This window comes from Variovorax sp. EL159 (assembly GCF_900100965.1).
GTDB lineage: Bacteria > Pseudomonadota > Gammaproteobacteria > Burkholderiales > Burkholderiaceae_C > Variovorax.
Genome location: NZ_FMUJ01000006.1, coordinates 99,842 through 120,394, shown reverse-complemented (window position 1 = coordinate 120,394; position 20,553 = coordinate 99,842). Strand labels below are relative to the sequence as shown.

Sequence of the window (20,553 nt, the reverse complement as noted above, 5' to 3'; positions counted from 1 at the left end):
CCGACAATCGCGGGTGGCGGGCAGGGCGCCGCGCACGTTGCCGGCGCGCCGGGCGCGTTTGTTGCTGCTGTCCGGCGTCCTTTTTCCTTTACCGAGTTCCAGAATGTTCCCTCGTTGGTCTTCCCTTGGCACGCGCCTCTTGGCGCTGTGCGGCGTTGCGCTGCTTGCCACCGCCTGTGCTTCCACCTCGAACCCGTCATCCGCAACGGGCGCGACCACGGCGGCCGCTGCGCCCATCAGGGTCAAGGTGTTCGTTGCCGCCATGTTCGAGATCGGCAAGAACACCGGCGACCGCGCCGGCGAGTTCCAGCACTGGTATGAGCGCTACTGGATGAACGCCAAGCCGATCACCGTGCCCGGCGCGTTGCAGCCCGTGTACTGCAACGCCGACGGCGTGTGCGGCGCGGTGCTCGGCATGGGCAAGGTCAACTCGTCGTCGTCGATGCAGGCCATCCTGCTGAACCCGCAGTTCGACTTCTCGCAGGCCTACTACGTGATCTCCGGCGTGGCCGGCACGCCGCCGTCGCGCGGCACCATCGGCGAAGTCAGCTGGGCCACCTGGCTCGTGGACTACGACCTGGGCCACCGCTGGGCGCCCGAAGAGAACAAGGCCGGCGAGCCGACCTTTATGCCGCGCAAGGGCTACGAGGAATACCGCCGCTTCAGGATCAACCCCGACCTCGTGAGCTGGGCCATGAAGCTCTCGGCCGACACGCCGCTGAAAGACTCGGAATCGGCGCGCAAGTACCGCCTGCGCTACCCCGACGCCGCAGCGCGTCGCGCGCCTTTCGTGGGCACCGGCACGCACATGACCGGCGACACCTTCTTCCACGGCCCCGGCATGTCGAAGCAGGCGCAGTACATCGCCAAGCTCTACGGCGCCGACGACTACGTCATCACCGAAATGGAAGCCGCCGCCATCACCCTCGTGATCAAGCGCACGCACGGCACCGATCGCGTGATGAGCCTGCGCGGCGCGGTCAACTTCGACCAGGGCAGCCCGAAGGAAACCACGCTGCAGCACCTGGACCCGGCACCGGGCGAAACGGCCGGCGGCTTTGCCGAGACGGTGGAAAACATCGAGCTGGTGGGCAGCCGCGTGGTCGATCACATCGTGGCGAACTGGCCGCAGTGGCAGGGCGGCGTGCCCAAGCCCTGAGGGCGTTGTGGCGGCTGGGCAGCCGCCTCATCTAAAAATATACGCAAGGCGTAAATTTTCACGAGAAATTCTTACGCATGGCGTATATTTGCGGCCCATGAGCCAGCAACAAGACATCCTGCGCGACGCCATGCGCCGCCTCAATCTCACCCGCGATGCGTTCTCCGAGCGCCTGGGTGTTCGCCGCCGGGCACTCGACACCTGGCTGCTGCCAGCCGACTCCGGCGAGTCGCGGGCCATGCCCGAGATGGTCGGCAAGTTCGTCGCCGAGATCCTGCAGCGCGAGGCGCAGGCCAGCGCCGGTGCCGACGATCGCCCGCTCGGCCAGCGCATCGCCGCCGAAGGCCGGCCGCACCTGCTGTCGGTGGCGCAGTTCGAGCGCGAGAGCCTCGAAGACCTGTTCCAGGTTGCCGATGTCATGCAGCCTATCGCGCGTCGCCAGAAGGTCACGCGCATCCTCGAAGGCGCGGTGCTCGGCAGCCTCTTCTTCGAGGCCAGCACCCGCACCCGCGTGAGCTTCGGCGCGGCGTTCTGCCGGCTGGGCGGCACGGTGTGCGACACCACCGGCTTCACCTTCTCGTCTATGGCCAAGGGCGAGTCGATCTACGACACCAGCCGCGTGATGAGCGGCTACGTCGATGCGCTGGTGGTGCGCCACCCCGAGCAGGGCTCGGTGGCCGAGTTCGCGCGCGCCACCAACATCCCGGTCATCAATGCGGGCGACGGTCCGGGCGAGCACCCGAGCCAGGCCATCCTCGACCTGTACACCATCCAGCGCGAGTTCTCGCGCATGGGCAAGCTGGTCGACGGCACGCATGTGGCGATCGTGGGCGACCTGAAGTACGGCCGCACGGTGCATTCGCTGATCCGGCTGCTGGCGCTGTACCGCGGGCTGAAGTTCACGCTGATCGCGCCGCCGTCGCTGGAAATGCCGGCCTACCTGCTCGACCTGGTGTCGCGCAACGGCCATGTGATCGAGCAGACGCAATCGCTCGAAGAAGGCCTGCGCGGTGCCGACGTGGTCTATGCCACCCGCATCCAGAAGGAGCGCTTCGCGGGTGAGGAAATCGAGGGCTACACGCCGGAGTTCCAGGTGCGCAAGGCGCTGGTCGATGCGGTCTGCAAGCCCGACACCATCCTCATGCACCCGCTGCCGCGCGACGGCCGCCCCGGTGCGAACGACCTGAGCATCGACCTCAACCACGACCCGCGGCTGGCGATCTTCCGCCAGACCGACAACGGCATTCCCGTGCGCATGGCGCTGTTCGCGGTGTTGATGGGCGTGGAGCACCAGGTGGCCCGCTCGATGCGCGATGCCGGCTGGCGCTCGCCCCCGCACATCGGGCCGGACGACGCGGACTTCGACGGGCTGGACTGATATGCAACGCGTAACCCGCAACGCTCAGTGCGTTGCGGGTTGCAGATGCCACGTCACCGTGAAGTCGAAGGGCGTCCAGCGGCTGACCGTGACGCCCGCCTGCCGCAACCCACGCCCGATCCAGGTGTTGCAGGTCTCGAAGAGGTTGTAGCCGCCTTCGGCTTCGTAGAAGGCATCCTGCCTGTCGTAGTGCGCGCCCGCGATGGGCGTCGCGCGGCCCGATGGCAAGGTGCGTTGCACGTACCCGACCAGTTGCGCGTACTGGGTCTGCGAGAGCGGCAGGTTGAACGCACCGCGCCCCAGTTGCCCGCGCTGCAGGTAGCTCACATGCATCAGTGAGCGGTTGCCGCCCGACAGCGCACCGAAGGCGCGCGAGGCCGTCAGATCGCCCCAGGTGGGCGTGTTCAGGTAGAACTCGCGGTCGCCCCAGCCGATGGCGATGAACTCGGCATCCGGCGGCACCGCACGGAAGTCCGCCAGTGGAAAGAGCTGTTGCCAGTCGATGGCGGCCGAGCGGATCGGGAACACGTAGTCGGTGTGCACGCCGTTGCTCAACACCCAGGCCTGCACCTCGGGCGCATTCGTGGCCGCCACGGCGTCCGGTGGCCTGGCGTTGGCGGGCCACAGCACCAGCGCGCAGGCCGTGGCCACATAGAGCCCGACCAGCGCCACCAATCCCAGCAGCGTGAATGCGATGCGCTTGAGCCAGCGTCTGATGAACATGGTGTCGACGCTCAGAAAAGCGATGCGGTGGTCGACACCGGCTCCGCCGCCGGGCGATGCCCGCCCGCACCGGCCGGTGCCAGCGCCTCGGGGCTGCCGGCCTTGGCGAGTGCTCCCACGCGCACGCCCAACAGGCGCAGGGGCCGCTCCAGCGGCACGCGCTTGAGGCATTGGCCGCCGATCTGGCGGATGGTCTTGCCGTCGTCGGTGAAGCGGTCGATGGTCTGGTCGCGCGTGGCGATCTTGAAGTCGTCGTAGCGCAGCTTGATGCCGATGGTCTTGCCCACGTAGCCCTTGCGCTGCAGGTCTCCGGCGAGCCGCTCGCACAGGTCGGTGAAGATCGCACCCAGCGCGGCGCGGTCGCGCACCGCATGCAGGTCGCGGTCGAAGGTGGTCTCGCGGCTCATCGAGACGGGTTCGCTTTCGGTCACGACCGTCCGGTTGTCGCGGCCCCATGACACCTCGTGCATCCACGCGCCGGTGGCCTTGCCGAAGGTGGCAACGAGCCAGTCGCGATCGCGCGCCGCCAGTTGGCCCACGGTCTCGATGCCGAAGCGCTTGAGCTTTTCGTCGGCCTTGGGGCCGATGCCGTTCACCTTGCGGCAGGGCAGCGGCCAGATGCGCGTTTCGAGGTCGTCCTCGTACACCACCGAGATGCCGTTGGGCTTGTTGAACTCGCTCGCCATCTTGGCGATGAGCTTGTTGGGCGCCACGCCGATGGAGCAGGTCAGGCCCGTGGCGTCGAAGATCGATTTCTGGATCAACCGCGCGAGCACGCGGCCGCCTTCGCGCTGGCCCCCGGGCACGTCGGTGAAGTCGATGTACACCTCGTCCACGCCACGGTCTTCCATCAGCGGCGCGATGTCGAGAATGACTTTCTTGAAGGCACGCGAGAAGCGGCGGTATTCGTCGAAATCGACCGGCAGGATCAACGCCTGCGGACAGAGCTTGGCGGCCTTCATGAGCCCCATGGCCGAGCCGATGCCGAACTGGCGCGCGGGGTAGGTCGCCGTGGTGATCACGCCGCGGCCGGTGTAGTCCTTCAGGCGCGGGAACGACTCGACCGGAATGTCGGCGAGCGTGCCGCCTTCGGGCAGGTTGCGGATGGCCTCGTCCACGCTGCGCCGCCCGCCGCCGATCACCACGGGCAGGCCCTTGAGTTGCGGATAGCGCAACAGCTCGACCGACGCGTAGAAGGCGTCCATGTCGAGGTGGGCGATGCGGCGGATCGGCGGGGCTGACGGGGGGTGGGGACTCACGGCAACAATTGTCTCGCGGGTGGGGCGGTTGTGCCTATCGAGGGGACAGGCTGATTGTCTGTTTGGTGCTGCTGTTCGGGGTGCGTGCACAGGACACCGGGTACTCCCCTCCGCGAATGTCCCCCGGGGCTTCGCCCCTCCTCCTTTATTTCGCTGCGGGGAGTACCCGGTGCCCTGCGCACAAGAGGCGCTGTCGTTGTGCTCGCTGATCAACCACCGCCCTGAACGAACACCAGCAGGCAGAAAACTCCTCAGCGAGTCTCGACAGTCATGAGCAATGGCGACTCGAACATCGCCACAGGCGAGATCACCGGTTCGTCCATCGGCACCTTGTCGCCATAGCGCTCGCGCATCTTGGCGCGCACCGCCGGGTCCGTCAGGTTGAATTCGCGGATCTTCTGCAGCTCGCCGATGCGGATGCCCAGTGCGCGTTGGTAGAGCTTCCACACGAGTTCCGAACAGTAGATGCGCTGGTCCGACCACTCGAAGGTCAGGTCGTACGGACGGCCCGCAAAGTCCGAGGTGCGCGCACGCAGGCGCGCCACGGCTGCGGGCGTCAGCAGCTTGTCGGCATCGCGCAGGCGCTTGACCACGTAGTGGCCGCCGTTGCCGCGCGCCGTCCATTGCGCGAGTGGCGTGTAGCGCACCGTCGACACCGCCTCGAACACATAGGGCTTGCCACCTTGAAACAGCACGATGCCCATGTGGCTGTAGCGCGAACCGGTGGCGCGCTGCACCGCCACGCTCTGCGCCGAGCGCGAGGTGTGGAAGATGATGTCGCCGTCTTTCAGCGTGGTTGCGGCGTGGCCGGCGCTGCAGAAAAGAACGGACAGGAGCAGCGCGAGCGCCGCGAAAAGCTGGGTCATGGTGCCGCGCATTGTCCGGCAGTCCGATGCGTGCGGGCCCTCAGTTTTCTTCGGGCGGCGTGCTGCTGTCGCTCGTGTCGGGCGGTGGCGCCATCTCGCGCATGAGCCGGTCGACCGCTTCCTCGTTCATCGGCTGGGCCGGTGCCAGCGCGGTCGGCGAGGTGCGCAGCCAGCGCGTGGTTTGCGGCAGGGCCATCACGCCGGCGGTCACCACGGCAAGCACGGCCAGGTAGGGAACGAGCGCGCGCGCGATGGCGGCCACCGGAGGGCGCGGCGCAACCTGGCCGCGCGCGAGCACCAATGCATAGCCGAAGGGCGGCAGCAGAAAGCCGGCCTGCAGCACCAGCAGCGTGAGCGTGGCGATCCATGCCGCGTCGTCGAGCTGCGCCAGCACCGGCGGCATCACGATGGGCACGATCAGGAAGATCAGCTCGAAGGCATCGAGCACGAAAGCGCAGGCCAGCAGCACGGCCAGCACCGCCATGAGCCCGAGCATCGGATGGCCCTGCAGCGACAGCATGAGCCGCGCGATCAGCCCGTCGGTGCCGAAGCCGCGCAGCAGCAGCGAGAAGGTGGTGGCCGCCGCGAGCAGTGCGTAGAGCGCGCCGGTGAGCGCCATCGCATCGTCGAGCACCTGCCCCAGCACCGGGCGCGTGAGCTGGCGCGACACGAGGCCCCAGCCCAGCAGCATCACGCAGGCGGCGGCCGCGCCTTCGACCGCGCGCACCTTGCCCATGGTCACCAGCACCAGCAGCGCGCCGATCAGCAAAGGCACGAGCAGCAGCGTCCAGCCTTCGCGGCGGTCGATCGGTTCGCGTGGCGCGCTCGGCACCGGCTTGCGTCGTGCGCCGAACCACGCGACGGCGAGCCAGCCGAGCAGCAGTGCCGCCGCGGGCACCAGCGCGGCCTGCAGGATGTCCTGCGTGTTGACGATGCGGTTGGCGGCTCCGGCGGCGGCCGTGGGCAGCGAGAGTTCGCGCGCCATGTTCATGCCCTCGGTGTGCGCGCGCAGCATCGCGTCGCCGAGCAACAGCAGCACCAGCGAGGGCGGCACGATCACGCCCAGCGTGCTGGTCACGGCAACGAGCGCGGTGCGCTGCTCGGCGGGCAAGCCTTCGCGCGCCCAGCCCTTGCCGGCGGTGCGCGCCAGCGTGAGCAGGCTGGCGCCGACCGAGCCGTTCATCGGCGCGAGCATCAGGCCCAGCACCATGCCGGCCAGCTCCGATGCGGCGCGCGGCACGACAAAAGCCAGCAGCTTGCGCAGGCCGTTGTACAGGTGCTCGGCCAATGCCAGCCGGTTGAGCAGCGCGCCGACCAGCGCGTAGAGCGCGAGGGCTTGCAGCAAGTCGTGCTCCAGCAGGCCGACGATGCGCCACGGCAGGTTCTGCAGCAGCGCGACGTCGAAGGCACCCAGCGCCAGCCCCGCCACCGCGCCCAGCGTGCACACGCCGAGCAGCACGGCGTAGGTCGGCCAGCCGGTGGTCATCATCAGCGCCAGGGCCAGCGCGAGAAGGGCGAGTCCGAACCAGGCCATCTGTGCTTACGCGGGCCTGCGTTCGTGCCAGAGGTTGAGCGCGCTCTGCACCGCCAGCAGCAAGGCGAGCAGCAGCAGCGCGACCTTGATCATGAAATAGCCGGGGTTGAAGGTGTCGGGGAACAGCTCCATCGCCATCACCGCGCGCACCACCGGCACGGTGGCCGTCACGATCAGGAACAGCGCCCACGGCAGCACGCACAGCGCCGCGCCGATGCGGCGCAGCCGCGCGAAGCGGCCGGTGGTGTCGGCGGCCAGGTCGGGCCGGGCCACGAGGTGCGCCCCGCGCCGTCCCGCATGCCGCAACGCCACCGCCACATAAAGCGCGAACAGCCACTGTGCAAGATCGTTCGCCTGCGTCGGGCCGTTGCCAGAGCCCGCGAGGTCGCGCAGCGGCCATTGCAGGAAGAGCAGCACCGCGATGGCAAGGGCGAGCGGCATCGCGGCGCGGTCGATCAGGTCGAGCACGCGGGGCGCGGGCGGCGCGGGCCGTGGGGGAGGCGCTTCGCGCGGATCGCTCGGCTCGGTGTGGGTGGGCGGCAACATGCGCCGCCGACGCTAGCGCCCGAACCTGACTGCCACCTGCGAAGACGAAGGGGCAAGGCTTGCGCACCGCAGCACGCCGGTCCATCATCCGCGCCATGCAAACCGTCGCCTCCATTCTCTGGCGCAGGCTCGATGCACCGGGCCACGACGCCTGCCGCCTCGAACGCAATGCCTCGGCCTGGCAACTCGATGGCGGTGCCGTGTTCCGAATGGAAGACGGCCGCATCGGCCAGCTGCACTACCGCGTGCGCTGCGACCTGCTCTGGCACACCCAATGGGGCACCGTGCGCGGCTGGCTCGGCGACTCGGCCATCGACCTGTCGATCACCCGCGATGCGCGCGGCCACTGGAAGCTCAATGACGAAGCGGTGTCCGACATGTCGCACTGCGTCGATCTCGACCTGGGCTTCACGCCCGCCACCAACCTGCTGCAGTTGCGCCGGCTCAATCTTGCGAAAGGCGAGAGCGCCGATGCGCCGGCGGCATGGGTCGACCTGGACGGCGGCGGCGTGCTGAGCGAACTCATGCAACGCTACGAGCGGCGCAGCGAGAGCGAGTACGCCTACGAGGCGAAGCGCTTCGACTACGCGGCGGTGCTGGGCGTCACGCCCGACGGCTTCGTGAAGGACTACCCGCGCCTCTGGACGGCAGGCAACTGACCGGCCAGGCAGGCCCTAGTCGAACTGCGAGCGGTCTCCCGACACCAGCTCGCGGTTGCGTCGCCGGTCGAGCGTGATCTCGTGCGCGAAGTCTTCGATGCCGCCGCCGGCCGGCAGGTTGTAGGCGCCGCGCAAACGCGCGAGCACGGCGTCGCCGCGCAGCACGCGGTTGATCTCGATGTTCAGGCGCTGCACCACCGATGTGGGCGTGTGGGCCGGCGCGAAGATGCCGAACAGCGAGTCGCGATTCGCTTTTTCAAAACCGAGTTCCGCCAGTGTCGGCACCGCGGGCAGCGCCTCGATGCGCGCGGGCGCGCCGACCGCCAGTGCCTGGAAGCGCCCGCCCTCGATGTACTGCAGCTGCTGCGCCGCGACGTTGGTCGACAGCACCTCGAACTGCCCGCCGAGCGCATCGTTGAGCTGCGGACCGCCGCCCTGGTAGGGGATGTGCGTGATGTCGGTGCGGCTTTGCCTGCGCACCTGCGCAAGCACCATGTGGCCGATGGTCGCCACGCCCGACGTGGCCCAGCGCACCGCGCCGGGCCGGCCGCGCGCCTGCGCGATCAGCTCGCCGAAGCCGCGACCGGTGAAGGCCTGCGTACCCACCACCAGCACCGGCGTGCGCATCACGCTGGCCACGGGTGCGAAGGCGCGCAGCGGGTCATACGGCACACGCGCGATCAGCGGGTGCAGCGTGAGCGGGCTGATGGCTGAAAAGGCCAGCGTGCAGCCATCGGGCGTGGCACGCGCGAGCGCATCCATGCCGAGGCTGCCGCCGGCGCCGGGGCGGTTCTCGATCAGCACCGGCACGCCGAGCGACTGCGAGAGCGGATCGGCCAGCACGCGCGCCATGCCGTCGCTCACGCCGCCGGGCGGGTAGACCACGATCAGCCGCACCGGGCGATGCGGCCACGGCGGCGACGCTGCGTACGACAGGCGCGTCAGCGCACACACGGCCGCGAGCCCGGTGCCCACGCGGCGCATGAAGTGGCGGCGTTGCAGCGGTGGCACGGTCATGACCCCGGATTCTTGGCCGCGAGCTTGCGCAGCAGCGCCGCGAAATGCTGCGCGGGCAGGTTGTCTTCTTCGGTGCGCGACACCAGCGTGAGCGGCGCGTCGAGCTGGCCGCCATCGGCCAGCCGCGTGTAGGCGATGGCGTGCGCGTGCACGCCGGTCATCGAGGCCGGCACCACCGACAGGCCGACGCCTGCCGCCACGAGGTTCAGGTTGGTCATCATGCGATCGACTTCGGCCACCACGCGCGGGCGCAGGCCCTTGGCATGGCACAGCGCGAGCAGCTCGGCATAGAGGCCGGGCGCGCCCGGACGGCGCACGAGGATGATGCCTTCCTCGCACAGCTTCGACAGCGGCAACGGCCGCGAAGACTTCTTGCCGGCCGCCACGGCGAAGCGATGGTCGCTCGGCATCGCGACCAGCACGGGCTCGCGCAGCAGCGTTTCGAACAGCAAGCCCTCGGGGCGCGCCACCGGCACGCGCAGCAGGCCGCAGTGCAGCCGGCCCGCGGCCAGTGCCTCGGTCACCTCGGCCGCGTTGTCTTCGCGCAGTTGCAGTTCCACGTCGGGGTGCGCGCGGCGAAAGGCGCGCAGTGCCTCGGGCATGAAGCGGTGCGCGGCCGCCGAACTGGTGAAGCCGACCGCGAGCGTGCCGGCCTGCCCGTTGGCCACGCGCGCCATGCGCTGCTTCATGGCGTCCATGTCCTGCAGCATGCGCAGCGCCTCGACCTGGAACAGCCGGCCCGCATCGGTGAGCGCCACGCCACGCGGATGGCGCTTGAACAGCAGCACGCCCAGCTCGCGTTCGAGTGCCTTGATCTGCTGGCTCAGCGGTGGCTGCTGAATGCCCAGTTGCTCGGCGGCGCGCGTCATGTGGCCGGTGCCCGCGACGGCCACGAAGTACCTCAGTGCCCGGATGTCCATATGTTTTTCATATCGAGAGTGCCTCTTTATTTTATTTGACCCGAAGTCACTCGTGAATCTATCGTCCGGCCGCCCATTCAAAAAGCAGCCCAGCGAGGCTGCATGCCGGAGACAAGACCATGCGCTCACCGCGCCCCGCATCGATGATTCATCGCGCCCTTCGTGCGTGCCGTTCGTTCGGCCCGGCGATCGGTATTTCGCTCGTGCTCGCCGCCTGCGGTGGTGGGGGAGGAGGGGGCTCGGGCTTCTTCCCGAGCCTGCCCGCGAACCCTCCCGCGAGCGGCAACAACCCACCCGCCGACCCGCCTGCCAACCCGCCGGGCAATCCGCCCGACAACCCACCCGGCAACCCGCCGCCGCCCGTGCAGCCGTTGCTGTCGTGCGCGGACCTGGCCGGCAAGAGCCTGCCCGCCGCGCTGATCAGCCTGCCCACGCAGGGTGCCACCGTCACCAGCGCCACGCCGGTGGCGGCGGGCGATGCCGGCAACGTGCTGGGCGACTACTGCCGCGTGCGCGGCACCATCCAGCCCGTCGATGCGAGCGCGGGCGCGATCAACTTCGCGGTCAACCTGCCCGAGAAGTGGAACCAGAAGACCATCCACTTCGGCGGTGGCGGCTTCGACGGCGTGCTCATCGACGGCACCGAGGTCATCCGCTTCGGCCCGGCGGGCAAGCCCGCGCCGCTGGCGCTCGGCTACGCCACCTATGGCGACGACTCGGGCCACCAGTCGAGCAGCATCACCGACGGGCGCTTCGCGGCCAACGACGAACAGCTCGCGAACTACGGCGGCCAGTCGCTCAAGAAGACGCGCGACGTGGCGCAGGCACTGGTGCTCGCGCGCTACGGCGTCGCGCCGAAGCACGCCTACTTCCTCGGCACCTCGACCGGTGGGCGCGATGCGCTCAGCTACATCCAGCGCTGGCCGCTGGACTACGACGGCGTGATCGCCAACGAGCCCGCGCTCAACTACACCGGCACGCGGCTGTCGAACGTGGCGGTGGGCCGCGCGCTGTACAACAACGGCGGTGCCGGCTGGATGAGCGTGGCCAAGACGCTGATGGTGCAGAAGGCCGCGATGCAGGCCTGCGACAAGCTCGACGGCGCGGTCGACAACATCGTGAGCAACGTCGAAAGCTGCAGGCAGCTGAACACGCAGATACTGGCTTCGCTGCGCTGCCCCGGCGGCGCGGACACGGGCAGCACCTGCCTGTCGGACGCGCAGATCGCCACCGTGCAGGCCATCGAGTCGCCGCTCGACTTCACGACCTATTCGCTGGCCAATGGCGTCAAGCGTGCGGGCGGCTACAACCTGCTCGAAGGTGCGCTGGTGGCGGGGCCCTTCACCACGCGCAACCTCGGCTCGTCGAAGGTGCCGAACAACCCGGCCACCTCGACCGACGCCAACATGTACGTCACCGGCGACCAGTGGGTGAAGTACTTCGTCACGCGCATCGCAACGTTCGACACGCTGACCTTCGATCCGCAGAACCCCGGCAGCTATGCCGCGCGGGTGACCGAGGTATCGAATCTCACCGACGCGACCAACCCGAACCTGGCGCCGTTCTTCGCGCACGGCGGCCGGCTCATCATGCTGCACGGCCTGGCCGACGAAGTGATCAGCCCGAACTCGACCATCGACTACTACAAGCAGCTCATTGCCACCGTGGGCCAGGCGGCCGTCGACCAGAGCGTGCGCTTCTACACCGTGCCCGGCATGGGCCACGGCACGGGCAGCTTCATTCCCAACTGGGATTCGCTCGCCGCGCTCGAAGGTTGGGTCGAGGCCGGGCTGGCGCCCGCCACCGGCGTGGCCGTGGATGCGGTGGCCGGCACCTACGGCCGCACGCGGCCGCTGTGCCTGTTTCCGTCGTGGCCCAAGTACCGCGGCAGCGGCAGCCTCGATGCGGCCGTCAACTACAGCTGCGTGACCGAGGTGGGCGACCCGCTGGCCTGCCCGAACCTGCCCGCGTCCGTCGCCACCTACAAGGGCGGCAACAGCTTCGGTGAAGAACTGCGCGTGCAGGTCAACCCGGCCACCATGGCCTACACCGTGACCATCGACGCGAGCGCGCAGGGCCGCACCGGCATCCAGCGCAACGGCACGCTGGTGTCGCAGGGCAGTTGCAGCTATTCGAGCGGTACCAACGGCCCGGTCTTCAGTTTCGGGGCTGGCGGTGTGCTGTCGGGCGGCGTGGATGCGCCAGCGGGCGGTGGCTTCGCGCCGCTGCTGGCCTTTCAGAACACCTACGACAGCACGGGCGCCAGCGACTTCAAGGCCATCGCCGCCACCTTCAACGCGGCGGGCGTGGTGCAGGACAAGGACGGTGTCTCTGCCTACGGCGCGGCGATGAAGCTGCGCGCCGAAGGCAGCTTCCAGTACTGCCGCGACACGACGTCGAAGAGCTTCATGCTCTACGTTGCCAACTGCGCCGGCACAGAGAAGGGCTACATCGCCTACAACGCGAGCCATGGCGCGTTCGACGTCTTCACCACACCGCCGGGCGACCCGGCCGCCACGAGCGGCGGCACGCTCAGCGGCTCGATGGTGGTCGGGCTGGTCAACGGTGCCACGGTGCCGCTGCACCTGGTGCGCGAATCGGCCACCAGCGTGGGCCTGCGTGTTCTTGCGCGGGCGCAGAGCCTTGCGTCTGGCGCGGCCGATGGGAGCTACGCGATGCTGAGCGTGAAGGGGGAGAACCATGATGCGACCGTGACGGGCAGCGGGTTCAATCTCGGTGGCGCGGCCGCGGCCCTGAGCTACGACGCGCCGGTGCCCGGCGTGGCGCAGGCCGATGCGGGCCGGCCCGGCAATTTCATCTTCAACAGCGGCGTCCTGGCATTCGTTTCCGCCCAGGGATCGAATGCGGCGCTGGAACTCGGAGTACGCCATTGAAAAAACAACTGTCCCGCCTGGCCGCATTCGCCTTGCTCGGCGCGGCACCGCTGCTGTCCGCGCAGGCCGTGAAAGCCGCGCCGATGGCACCCAGGGCGGCCGCCTGTCCGGCACCGGTGCCCGACACCGCGCGCTGCTACACGGGTGAAGACGGCACCGGTGCGCTTTACTGGATCGCGATTCCGGGCGGATGGGCGAAGAACGCGAACCGCGTGCTCGTCATGCACGCCCACGGCGGCCCCGAGACCGGCCCGCCCCAACTGGCGCGCAGCGAGGAAGACCTCAAGCGCTGGGCCGTCACCGTGAAGGCGGGCTACGCCTGGGCCGGTTCGACCTACCGGCGCGGCGGCTACGGCGTGACGATGGCGGCCGAAGACACCGAGCGCCTGCGCCAGATCTTCGTGCGCCACTTCGGCCAGCCGCATCGCACGCTGCTGCACGGACAAAGCTACGGCGGCGGCGTGGCCGCCAAGGCGGCCGAGCTGTACGCACCCGCGGGCGATGCAGCGATGCCGAAGAGCTCTTACGACGGCCTGCTGCTCACGAGCGGCGTGATCGGCGGGGGCAACAACAACTACGACTTCCGACTCGACTTGCGCGTGGTCTACCAGTACGTCTGCCGCAACCACCCCAGGCCCGATGAGCCGCAGTACCCGCTGTGGATGGGCCTGCCGATGGATTCGAAGCTCACGCGCGCCGACCTCGCCGCGCGCGTGAAGGCGTGCACCGGCGTCGGCCTGCCGGCGGCGCAGCGCACGCCTGAGCAGGTGGCGCGGCTCAAGACCATCCTCTCGGTCGTGAAGATTCCGGAGCGCTCGCTGGTCGGCCACCTGTCGTGGGCGACATGGTTGTTCCAGGACCTGGTGCAAAAGCGCCTGGGCGGCCGCAACCCCTTCGGCAACATCGGCGTGGTCTACCAGGGCTCGGCCGACGATGCGGCGCTGAATGCCGGCGTGCTGCGCTATGCGGCCGACCCGCAGGCCAAGGGCGCACTGGCGGCCGACAGCCAGCCCACCGGCCGCACCTCGCTGCCCACGGTCGGGCTGCATGCCATGGACGACCCGACCGCGTTCGTCGAACTCGAGAACGCGTACCGCCGCATCCGCGACGCGGCCGGCACCGGCGACCGTCTGGTGCAGAGCTTCAGCGACGAGCACGAGCACAGCTACCTGAGCGATTCGGAATATCCCGCGCTGTTCGGCGCGCTGCTCGACTGGATCGACAAGGGCGAGAAGCCCACGCCCGAAGGCCTCGTGCAGCGTTGCAAGGCATTGATGCCGCGCTACGACATCGACGGCAAGAACGGCTGCCGCATCCAGCCTGCGTGGCAAGCGCCCGCGCTCGAAAGCCGCGTGCCTTCGCGCGCGCCCTGATTTCCCTTTATCTATCCCAACCCGACGGAGACTCCATGAAGAAACTGTTCGCCCTCGCGGCGATCGCCCTTGCTGCCGGCGCCCACGCGCAAGACTTTCCGGCCGGCAAGTCCGTGACCATCGTCGTGCCCTTCGCGGCCGGCGGCCCCACCGACCGCGTGGCGCGCGACCTCGCCGAGGCACTGCGCAAGCCGCTGGGCGGCGGCACCGTCATCATCGACAACGTGCCCGGCGCGGGCAGCTCCATCGGCGCGGCCAAGGTGGCGCGCGCCACGCCCGACGGCTACACGCTGCTGCTCAACCACATCGCGATGGCGACCGTGCCGAGCCTGGTGCGCAACCTGCCGTTCAAGGTCGAGAGCGATTTCGAATACCTGGGCATCGTCAACGACGTGCCGATGACGCTGATCTCCAAGCCCAGCATTCCCGCGGCCAACTACAAGGAACTGACGAGCTGGATCGCGGCCAACAAGGGCAAGATCAACATCGGCAATGCCGGCGTGGGTTCGGCCTCGCACCTGTGCGGGCTGCTGTACCAGAGCGCGACCAAGACCGAGATGACGGCCGTTCCGTACAAGGGCACGGCGCCGGCCATCACTGACCTGATCGGCGGCCAGATCGACCTGCTGTGCGACCAGACCACCAACACCACGCCGCAGATCCAGGCCGGCAAGGTGAAGGCCTTCGCGGTGACCACGCCCAAGCGGCTCGCGCTGCCGATGCTGAAAGACCTGCCCACGCTCGACGAGGCGGGCCTGAAGAATTTCCAGGTCACGATCTGGCACGGCCTGTACGCGCCCAAGGGCACGCCCGCGCCGGTGTTGAAGAAGCTCAACGATGCGCTGAAGGTGGCGCTGAAAGACCCGGACTTCATTCACCGCGAAGAGCTGCTGGGTGCCGTGGTCGCGACCGATGGCCGCATCGAACCGGCAGGCCACAAGAAGTTCGTGATCGACGAAATCGCCAAGTGGACGCCCATCATCAAGGCGGCCGGCGTCTACGCGGACTAGCCGCGCTGCAATGACGCAAGGGCGCAATGATGGGGAACGGCGCCCCGTCAGGGGGACGGCGCGGGCGCTTCCCCCGTCCAGCGCGCATGCGATGCGCTCAGGTGATGCAGCATCGCCGCCACGGCGGCCTGCGGGTCGCGTGCCTCCAGCGCGCGATAGATCGCCTCGTGCTCGACGAACGCGGCCTTCCAGGCTTGCGAGTCTTCCGTGCGTGCACTCATGCGCGACGAGATCGGGCTGTGCCGCCCATCGAAGAGTTCGCCGACCAGCCTGACCAGCACGGAGTTGCCCGTCATCTCCGCGATGGTGAGGTGAAAGCGCCGGTCGTTCTCGATCTGCGTGCGGCCGTGCAGGCCATCCTGGCGCATGTCTTCCAGGCAACTCTTCACGCGGTCCAAGTGGTGTGAAGTGACGCGGGCCGAGGCCAGCGTGACCACCGCGCCTTCGAGCATCGCGCGGGCCTGCATCATTTCCGAAGGGCTCTCGCCGACCGCCGGCGTTGCGTGCTCGGACGCGTCCTGCGTTGCGCACACATAGACGCCCGAACCCATCCGTATCTCGATGCGCCCGTCGATCTCCAGGGCGATCAGCGCTTCGCGCAGTGAAGGGCGGGACACGCCCAGCTGCAAGGCCAGTTCGCGTTCCGGGGGCAGCCGCGCGCCCGAGGGCAGGTTGCCATTGCGGATGAAGGCCCGGATCTGGTCCGCGATCTGTTGGTAGAGCCTTCGGGTGTCGGCGGGTTTGGCGGGGGGATGCATGGGGGTCGGCTAAAGAGCGAAGCTGGCGATCTGGTCATGCCAGTTTGACACCACCGGCGCGGCGAACTTGCGCGCTATACGCCTTCTTTCTTGCGAGGAAACCCGGAGAGGGTTTGTTCTGGTAAGGCCAATTCTTCATCGTGGCAAAGTGGTCATACCAAAATTGGTAAGGCCAAAAGCTGTCACACACCAGGGCCCACCTCTGGTCGCCGATTCCTGTTTCAGGACCCATGAAGGAGACGAGAAGATGAATGTCCGATCCATCGCCATGGCTGCGGGTGTCGCGTGCACCTGCCTTGGCATCGGCGCGACGAGCGCCCAGGCCCAAAGCAGCGTGACGCTCTACGGTCGCGTGGTGGCAGGCCTCGATTACCAGAACAACATCGCCAACGACGCGGGCAAGGGCGGCGGCACCTTGTGGCGCCACGCCGGCAACCAGTGGGGCACCAGCATGCTGGGCATCAAGGGCACCGAAGACCTGGGCGGCGGCATGGCCGCGCTGTTCGTGCTCGAAGGCGGCTTCGACCTGCCCGCCGCCAAGCCCAACGGCGCCGACCTGCTGCTCAACCGGCGCGCGTACGTCGGCCTGCAGGACTACTGGGGCAAGCTGGTGCTGGGCAAGAACCTGGCGATCGCCAACGACGTCTGGTACATCGACCCCACGGGCCAGCAGTTCATCGGCACCGCCACGCTGGTGCGCGGGCGCAACTGGCAGGGCAACGACAACGGCATCGAATACACGACGCCGACCTGGGGCGGCTTCAGCGCCACCGTGCAGACGGGCCTTGGCGAGCAGACCGACGGCTTCACCAAGCTGCGCAAGGACGGCATCTCGCTGGTCTATGCCGCGTCTTCGTACGAGGTGCGCGCCATCTACGACGTGGCGCGCGACAAGAACGGCAAGTACTCCGACCTGTTCAACACGTCCAAGGAGTTCACGCTCGGCGGCACCGCCACCTTCGACGACCTGAAGATGTTCGCCGGCTACCAGCGCCTGTCGGCACCCGACGCGCCGCTCAACGCGCCGAGCAAGGCCACGCACTACTGGGTCGGTGCCAACTACAAGGTCACGCCCTGGCTGACCCTGATCGGCTCCATGTTCCGCGTCACGCAGAACCGCAATGCGGGCAGCGCCAACCTGTTCATGCTGGGGGCCAACTACGCACTGTCCAAGCGCACCTTGCTCTATGCGTCGGTGGGCAAGGTCTACAACAGCGCGACCGCCAATTTCTCGGTGGAAGCCACCAACAACAACCCGCCCGCAGGCGGCAGGCAAACGGGAACGTACTTCGGGATGAGCCACTCGTTCTGACGCCGGCCGGTAGGCGTCACCGCAATCACCAGGGGAGTCTAAAAAAATGATGACTGGATGTGCTGTGCTCGCGCCTGCAACGCGCAAGAAGGAATGGCGCTGGCCTTCCTTCATCGGCGCTGCAGTGGCTGCGATGGTTCTGATGTTCGGGCTGCAGGGGTGCGGCGGCGGAAGCGGCGGTGGCGGCTTCTTTCCGCCGCCTGTTGCTGGAGGAGGTGGCGGCAGTGGTGGCGATGGCAGTGGCGGCGGCGACCCCGCGGCCCCGGTCGATCCAGCCACGCCGGTGGACATGACGAACCTTTATGTCTCTCCCACCGGCAACGATCAAAACCCCGGCACGCAAGCCAAGCCCTTCGCCACGCTGAAGCAGGCGGTGTCGAAGGCCACCAGCGATGCACAGGCCGGTGCCGGCGGCCTGGCGCCCGCGGGGCGCACGATCTTCCTGGACGAAGGCACGCACCACCTGGCGTCGACCATCGTGCTGGGCCCCGAGCTTTCGGGGGCACCGGGCAAGCCCTTCACCATCACCGCGGTGCCCGGCAAGAAGGCGGTCGTCAGCGGGGCGAGAAATCTGGGCGTGCTGGCATGGACGGGGCCGGATGGCAGCGGCCGCTGGACCGCCACCACCGACGGCACCGATTTCGACGACCTCTATGTCAACGGCGAACGCCAGATTCGGGCGCGCTTTCCCAACTTCCAGCCGCGCGACCTGTCCAGCACGACAAAGCACTTCTTCAACGGCAGCGGCGCCGCGACGGCGCAGGCGCGGGTCGCGAAATGGCGCAACCCCAAGGGCGGGTATGCGCACGTCATGCTGAACGCCGAATGGGGCGACATTCACTACCGGATCAATGGCAAGAATGCCGACAACACGCTCAACCTGAGCGAGGGGACCGGCAACAACCGCATGGAGCAGGGTCCGAACTGGAGCGTCAGCTTCGTCGAGAACATCTTCGAGGAGCTCGATGCGCCGCAGGAGTGGTTCCATGACGTCGCGGCGAAAAAGCTCTACTTCATTCCCAAGGCAGGCTTCGATCCGACGGGCGCGAAGGTCGAGGTGAGCGGTGGCGCCGACCAGGGTCTGGTCGAGCAACTGATCGTGCTGAAAGGGTCCGAGGCGATGCCGATCCATGACGTGGCCATCAAGGGCCTGACGCTGACGCAGACCGGCAACACCTTCATGAAGACCACCGAGCCCTTGCTGCGCAGCGACTGGAAGGTCTTTCGCGGCGGTGCCATCTACATCGAAGGCGGCAAGGATCTGGAAATCGCAGGCAACGACATGTATTCCATGGGCGGCAACGCCGTGTTCGTCAGCGGCTACAACCGCGGCGTGGCGGTGCGCGGCAACGAGATCTCGGACATCGGCGCGAGCGCGATTCTCTTCGTCGGTTCGCCCGATGCGGTGCGCTCGCCCGGTTTTCAATATGCCGACAGGACGTCCTATGCGGACATGGACAAGACGCCCGGCCCGAAGACCAATGCGTATCCGGCCCAGTCCATTGCAGAAAACAACCTGATCCACGACATCGGCACCCGGGAGAAGCAGGCGACCGGCGTGGAGATCTCGATGTCTTCCCACATCACGGTGCGCAGCAACAGCATCTACGGCACGCCGCGCGCGGGCATCAACATCGGCGACGGCACCTGGGGCGGCCATGTGCTCGAGTTCAACGACGTGTTCGACACGGTGCTGGAGACCGGCGACCACGGCGCTTTCAACTCATGGGGCCGCGACCGGTACTGGGGCCAGCTGCCACCGGGCAATTCGGGCAACGCCAACGCCGACCTCACCGCGCACCCCGAGATGCCCTACCTGGACGCGATGGACCCCACCACGATCCGCAACAACCGCTTTCGCGGTTTCGCCGGAAGCTGGGACATCGACCTGGACGACGGCTCGAGCAACTACGTGATCGAAAACAACGTGCTGCTCCAGGGCGGGCTGAAGAACCGCGAAGGCTTCAAGCGCATCAACCGCAACAACATCCTGGTGAACAACACCTTCCATGCGCACGTGTGGTTTGCCAACAGCCTGGACCACTTCGAGAAGAACATCGTGATGGGAGCCTACCAGCCGATCGGCATCGGCACCGGCAACAACGGCGAGCGGGTCGACAACAACCTGCTGCCGACCACCGCCGCGCTGAAGGCCGCACAGGCATTGGGCTGGGACGCCAACTCCAAGGTCTCGGGCGATCCGATGTTTGCCGACGCCCAGAACGGCGACTTCACCGTCGCGGCCAGCTCGCCGGCCCTGGCGGTCGGCTTCCAGAACTTCGCGATGGACAAGTTCGGCGTGCAGGACCCACGGCTCAAGCCCAAGGCGCTGAAGCCGATCTTCGACCCGGCGAACATCCAGGTGGTGGTGCTGGAAACGCCGTCGGATTTCCTGGGCGCCAAGGTCAAGTCGGTGGAGACCGAGGGCGAGCGCTCCGCGGCCGGCCTGCCGAGCGTGGCGGGCGTGCTGGTGCAATCTGTGCTGGCAGGCTCGGACGCGGCGAACAGCGGCGTGCTCGCCAACGATGTCTTTCTGCAGGCCACGGTGGCCGGCCAGGTGAAGGACATCGTGGACAGCAACGACCTGAACGCCGCCCTTGGCGCAGAGGCCGCGAACGGCAAGTTGCATGTGAAGGTCCGGCGGAACAACGTGATGATCGAGTTCGACCTGCTCTTCCCGTCGCTGGCTGTGCACAACGACGATTGGACGGGCATCGTCTACACGAGCAGCTGGGGCCGCTCGACCGGGCGCAACCCCGCGTCGGGCGACTTCAACTTCGACGTTCACTACACCCAGGCAAACGGCGACGCGATGAGCGTCACCTTCAACGGGACCGGCATCCGCGTGCTCGCGCCCGTCGATACGGCGGCGGTGCAATTCTCGAGCGCGCTCGACGGCGCAGCGGCGCAGGCCATGACGATCCCCGCCGTTGCCGTCTACAAGGGCCAGAGAACGATCTACAGCGTGTCGGGCCTGCCGGCGGGTTCGCATACCTTGGTGCTCAAGAAGGTGTCGGGTGCGTACTTTCAGATTGATCGCGTCGACCTGACGCAATAGGCGGGCCCATGACATCTAGCTTCAACACGACCGCATCGCAACGCTGTTCGCATCGATTGACGACGCCCTCGCGATCTGAATGAATGC

At 67.9% G+C, this 20,553-nt stretch carries 16 protein-coding genes; 8 read left to right on the top strand and 8 right to left on the bottom strand.

The window, feature by feature from the left end:
- The first annotated feature begins 103 nt into the window (after positions 1–103).
- Positions 104–1,159, top strand: coding sequence for a purine-nucleoside phosphorylase (locus tag BLQ28_RS24580; protein ID WP_093245774.1), 1,056 nt, complete (start codon positions 104–106; stop codon positions 1,157–1,159).
- Positions 1,160–1,256: 97 nt separating this feature from the next.
- Positions 1,257–2,537 carry an aspartate carbamoyltransferase gene (locus tag BLQ28_RS24575; RefSeq protein ID WP_093245772.1) on the top strand — a complete coding sequence of 427 codons (1,281 nt, stop codon included), beginning with the start codon at positions 1,257–1,259 and terminating at the stop codon, positions 2,535–2,537.
- 24 nt (positions 2,538–2,561) lie between these two features.
- Here the strand turns inward: BLQ28_RS24575 and BLQ28_RS24570 are convergent, their stop codons facing one another.
- From BLQ28_RS24570 to BLQ28_RS24550, 5 genes are all read right to left on the bottom strand, one after another.
- Positions 2,562–3,260: a TIGR02117 family protein gene (locus BLQ28_RS24570; protein WP_093245769.1), complete on the bottom strand. Its 699-nt coding sequence runs from the start codon at positions 3,258–3,260 to the stop codon at positions 2,562–2,564.
- A gap of 11 nt (positions 3,261–3,271) precedes the next feature.
- Positions 3,272–4,465 carry a Y-family DNA polymerase gene (locus BLQ28_RS24565; RefSeq protein ID WP_093245767.1) on the bottom strand — a complete coding sequence of 398 codons (1,194 nt, stop codon included), beginning with the start codon at positions 4,463–4,465 and terminating at the stop codon, positions 3,272–3,274.
- A gap of 305 nt (positions 4,466–4,770) precedes the next feature.
- Positions 4,771–5,385, bottom strand: a complete 615-nt coding sequence (locus BLQ28_RS24560; protein ID WP_093246162.1) for a YiiX family permuted papain-like enzyme — start codon at positions 5,383–5,385, stop codon at positions 4,771–4,773.
- Between the two features lie 40 nt (positions 5,386–5,425).
- Positions 5,426–6,919, bottom strand: a complete 1,494-nt coding sequence (locus BLQ28_RS24555; protein WP_093245764.1) for a TRAP transporter large permease subunit — start codon at positions 6,917–6,919, stop codon at positions 5,426–5,428.
- Positions 6,920–6,925: 6 nt separating this feature from the next.
- A complete protein-coding gene (locus BLQ28_RS24550; RefSeq protein WP_093245762.1) occupies positions 6,926–7,465 on the bottom strand; it encodes a C4-dicarboxylate ABC transporter substrate-binding protein in 540 nt (179 codons plus the stop codon).
- A 95-nt stretch (positions 7,466–7,560) separates the two neighbouring features.
- Here BLQ28_RS24550 and BLQ28_RS24545 point away from each other — a divergent pair, with 95 nt between their 5' ends.
- A complete protein-coding gene (locus tag BLQ28_RS24545) occupies positions 7,561–8,124 on the top strand; it encodes a putative glycolipid-binding domain-containing protein (protein ID WP_093246160.1) in 564 nt (187 codons plus the stop codon).
- Between the two features lie 15 nt (positions 8,125–8,139).
- Here BLQ28_RS24545 and BLQ28_RS24540 read toward each other — a convergent pair whose 3' ends face one another.
- Positions 8,140–9,141 (bottom strand): Bug family tripartite tricarboxylate transporter substrate binding protein, encoded by a 1,002-nt coding sequence (locus BLQ28_RS24540; RefSeq protein WP_093245759.1) that lies wholly within the window; start codon positions 9,139–9,141, stop codon positions 8,140–8,142.
- Positions 9,138–10,061: a LysR substrate-binding domain-containing protein gene (locus tag BLQ28_RS24535; RefSeq protein ID WP_093245756.1), complete on the bottom strand. Its 924-nt coding sequence runs from the start codon at positions 10,059–10,061 to the stop codon at positions 9,138–9,140. The genes BLQ28_RS24540 and BLQ28_RS24535 overlap by 4 nt, the downstream gene beginning before the upstream one ends.
- Before the next feature lie 119 nt (positions 10,062–10,180).
- On the opposite strand from BLQ28_RS24535, the gene BLQ28_RS24530 reads away from it, so the two are divergent.
- From BLQ28_RS24530 to BLQ28_RS24520, 3 genes are read left to right on the top strand one after another with little or no spacing between them, the layout of a single operon-like run.
- Positions 10,181–12,955 (top strand): tannase/feruloyl esterase family alpha/beta hydrolase, encoded by a 2,775-nt coding sequence (locus BLQ28_RS24530; protein WP_093245754.1) that lies wholly within the window; start codon positions 10,181–10,183, stop codon positions 12,953–12,955.
- Positions 12,952–14,328: an alpha/beta hydrolase gene (locus BLQ28_RS24525; protein WP_093245751.1), complete on the top strand. Its 1,377-nt coding sequence runs from the start codon at positions 12,952–12,954 to the stop codon at positions 14,326–14,328. The genes BLQ28_RS24530 and BLQ28_RS24525 overlap by 4 nt, the downstream gene beginning before the upstream one ends.
- Before the next feature lie 35 nt (positions 14,329–14,363).
- Positions 14,364–15,338, top strand: a complete 975-nt coding sequence (locus tag BLQ28_RS24520) for a tripartite tricarboxylate transporter substrate-binding protein (protein WP_093245749.1) — start codon at positions 14,364–14,366, stop codon at positions 15,336–15,338.
- Between the two features lie 47 nt (positions 15,339–15,385).
- On the opposite strand, the gene BLQ28_RS24515 is transcribed toward BLQ28_RS24520, so the two are convergent.
- Positions 15,386–16,096, bottom strand: coding sequence for a FadR/GntR family transcriptional regulator (locus BLQ28_RS24515; protein ID WP_093245746.1), 711 nt, complete (start codon positions 16,094–16,096; stop codon positions 15,386–15,388).
- A 247-nt stretch (positions 16,097–16,343) separates the two neighbouring features.
- Here BLQ28_RS24515 and BLQ28_RS24510 point away from each other — a divergent pair, with 247 nt between their 5' ends.
- Together BLQ28_RS24510 and BLQ28_RS24505 are read left to right on the top strand one after the other, a co-directional pair.
- Entirely contained in the window at positions 16,344–17,408 is a 1,065-nt protein-coding gene (locus BLQ28_RS24510; RefSeq protein WP_093245744.1) for a porin, read from the top strand.
- A gap of 46 nt (positions 17,409–17,454) precedes the next feature.
- The gene (locus BLQ28_RS24505) at positions 17,455–20,466 is read left to right on the top strand and encodes a right-handed parallel beta-helix repeat-containing protein (RefSeq protein ID WP_143012569.1); all 3,012 of its coding nucleotides are present in this window, start codon (positions 17,455–17,457) and stop codon (positions 20,464–20,466) included.
- Positions 20,467–20,553: the final 87 nt, after the last annotated feature.

Coding starts and splice junctions, on each gene's coding strand:
- BLQ28_RS24570 (WP_093245769.1), bottom strand. CDS start 3,260: ATGTTCATCAGACGCTGGCTCAAGCGCATCGCATTCACGCTGCTGGGA.
- BLQ28_RS24505 (WP_143012569.1), top strand. CDS start 17,455: ATGATGACTGGATGTGCTGTGCTCGCGCCTGCAACGCGCAAGAAGGAA.
- BLQ28_RS24520 (WP_093245749.1), top strand. CDS start 14,364: ATGAAGAAACTGTTCGCCCTCGCGGCGATCGCCCTTGCTGCCGGCGCC.
- BLQ28_RS24575 (WP_093245772.1), top strand. CDS start 1,257: ATGAGCCAGCAACAAGACATCCTGCGCGACGCCATGCGCCGCCTCAAT.
- BLQ28_RS24540 (WP_093245759.1), bottom strand. CDS start 9,141: ATGACCGTGCCACCGCTGCAACGCCGCCACTTCATGCGCCGCGTGGGC.
- BLQ28_RS24565 (WP_093245767.1), bottom strand. CDS start 4,465: ATGGACGCCTTCTACGCGTCGGTCGAGCTGTTGCGCTATCCGCAACTC.
- BLQ28_RS24545 (WP_093246160.1), top strand. CDS start 7,561: ATGCAAACCGTCGCCTCCATTCTCTGGCGCAGGCTCGATGCACCGGGC.
- BLQ28_RS24580 (WP_093245774.1), top strand. CDS start 104: ATGTTCCCTCGTTGGTCTTCCCTTGGCACGCGCCTCTTGGCGCTGTGC.
- BLQ28_RS24560 (WP_093246162.1), bottom strand. CDS start 5,385: ATGACCCAGCTTTTCGCGGCGCTCGCGCTGCTCCTGTCCGTTCTTTTC.
- BLQ28_RS24550 (WP_093245762.1), bottom strand. CDS start 7,465: ATGTTGCCGCCCACCCACACCGAGCCGAGCGATCCGCGCGAAGCGCCT.
- BLQ28_RS24515 (WP_093245746.1), bottom strand. CDS start 16,096: ATGCATCCCCCCGCCAAACCCGCCGACACCCGAAGGCTCTACCAACAG.
- BLQ28_RS24530 (WP_093245754.1), top strand. CDS start 10,181: ATGCGCTCACCGCGCCCCGCATCGATGATTCATCGCGCCCTTCGTGCG.
- BLQ28_RS24535 (WP_093245756.1), bottom strand. CDS start 10,061: ATGGACATCCGGGCACTGAGGTACTTCGTGGCCGTCGCGGGCACCGGC.
- BLQ28_RS24555 (WP_093245764.1), bottom strand. CDS start 6,919: ATGGCCTGGTTCGGACTCGCCCTTCTCGCGCTGGCCCTGGCGCTGATG.
- BLQ28_RS24510 (WP_093245744.1), top strand. CDS start 16,344: ATGAATGTCCGATCCATCGCCATGGCTGCGGGTGTCGCGTGCACCTGC.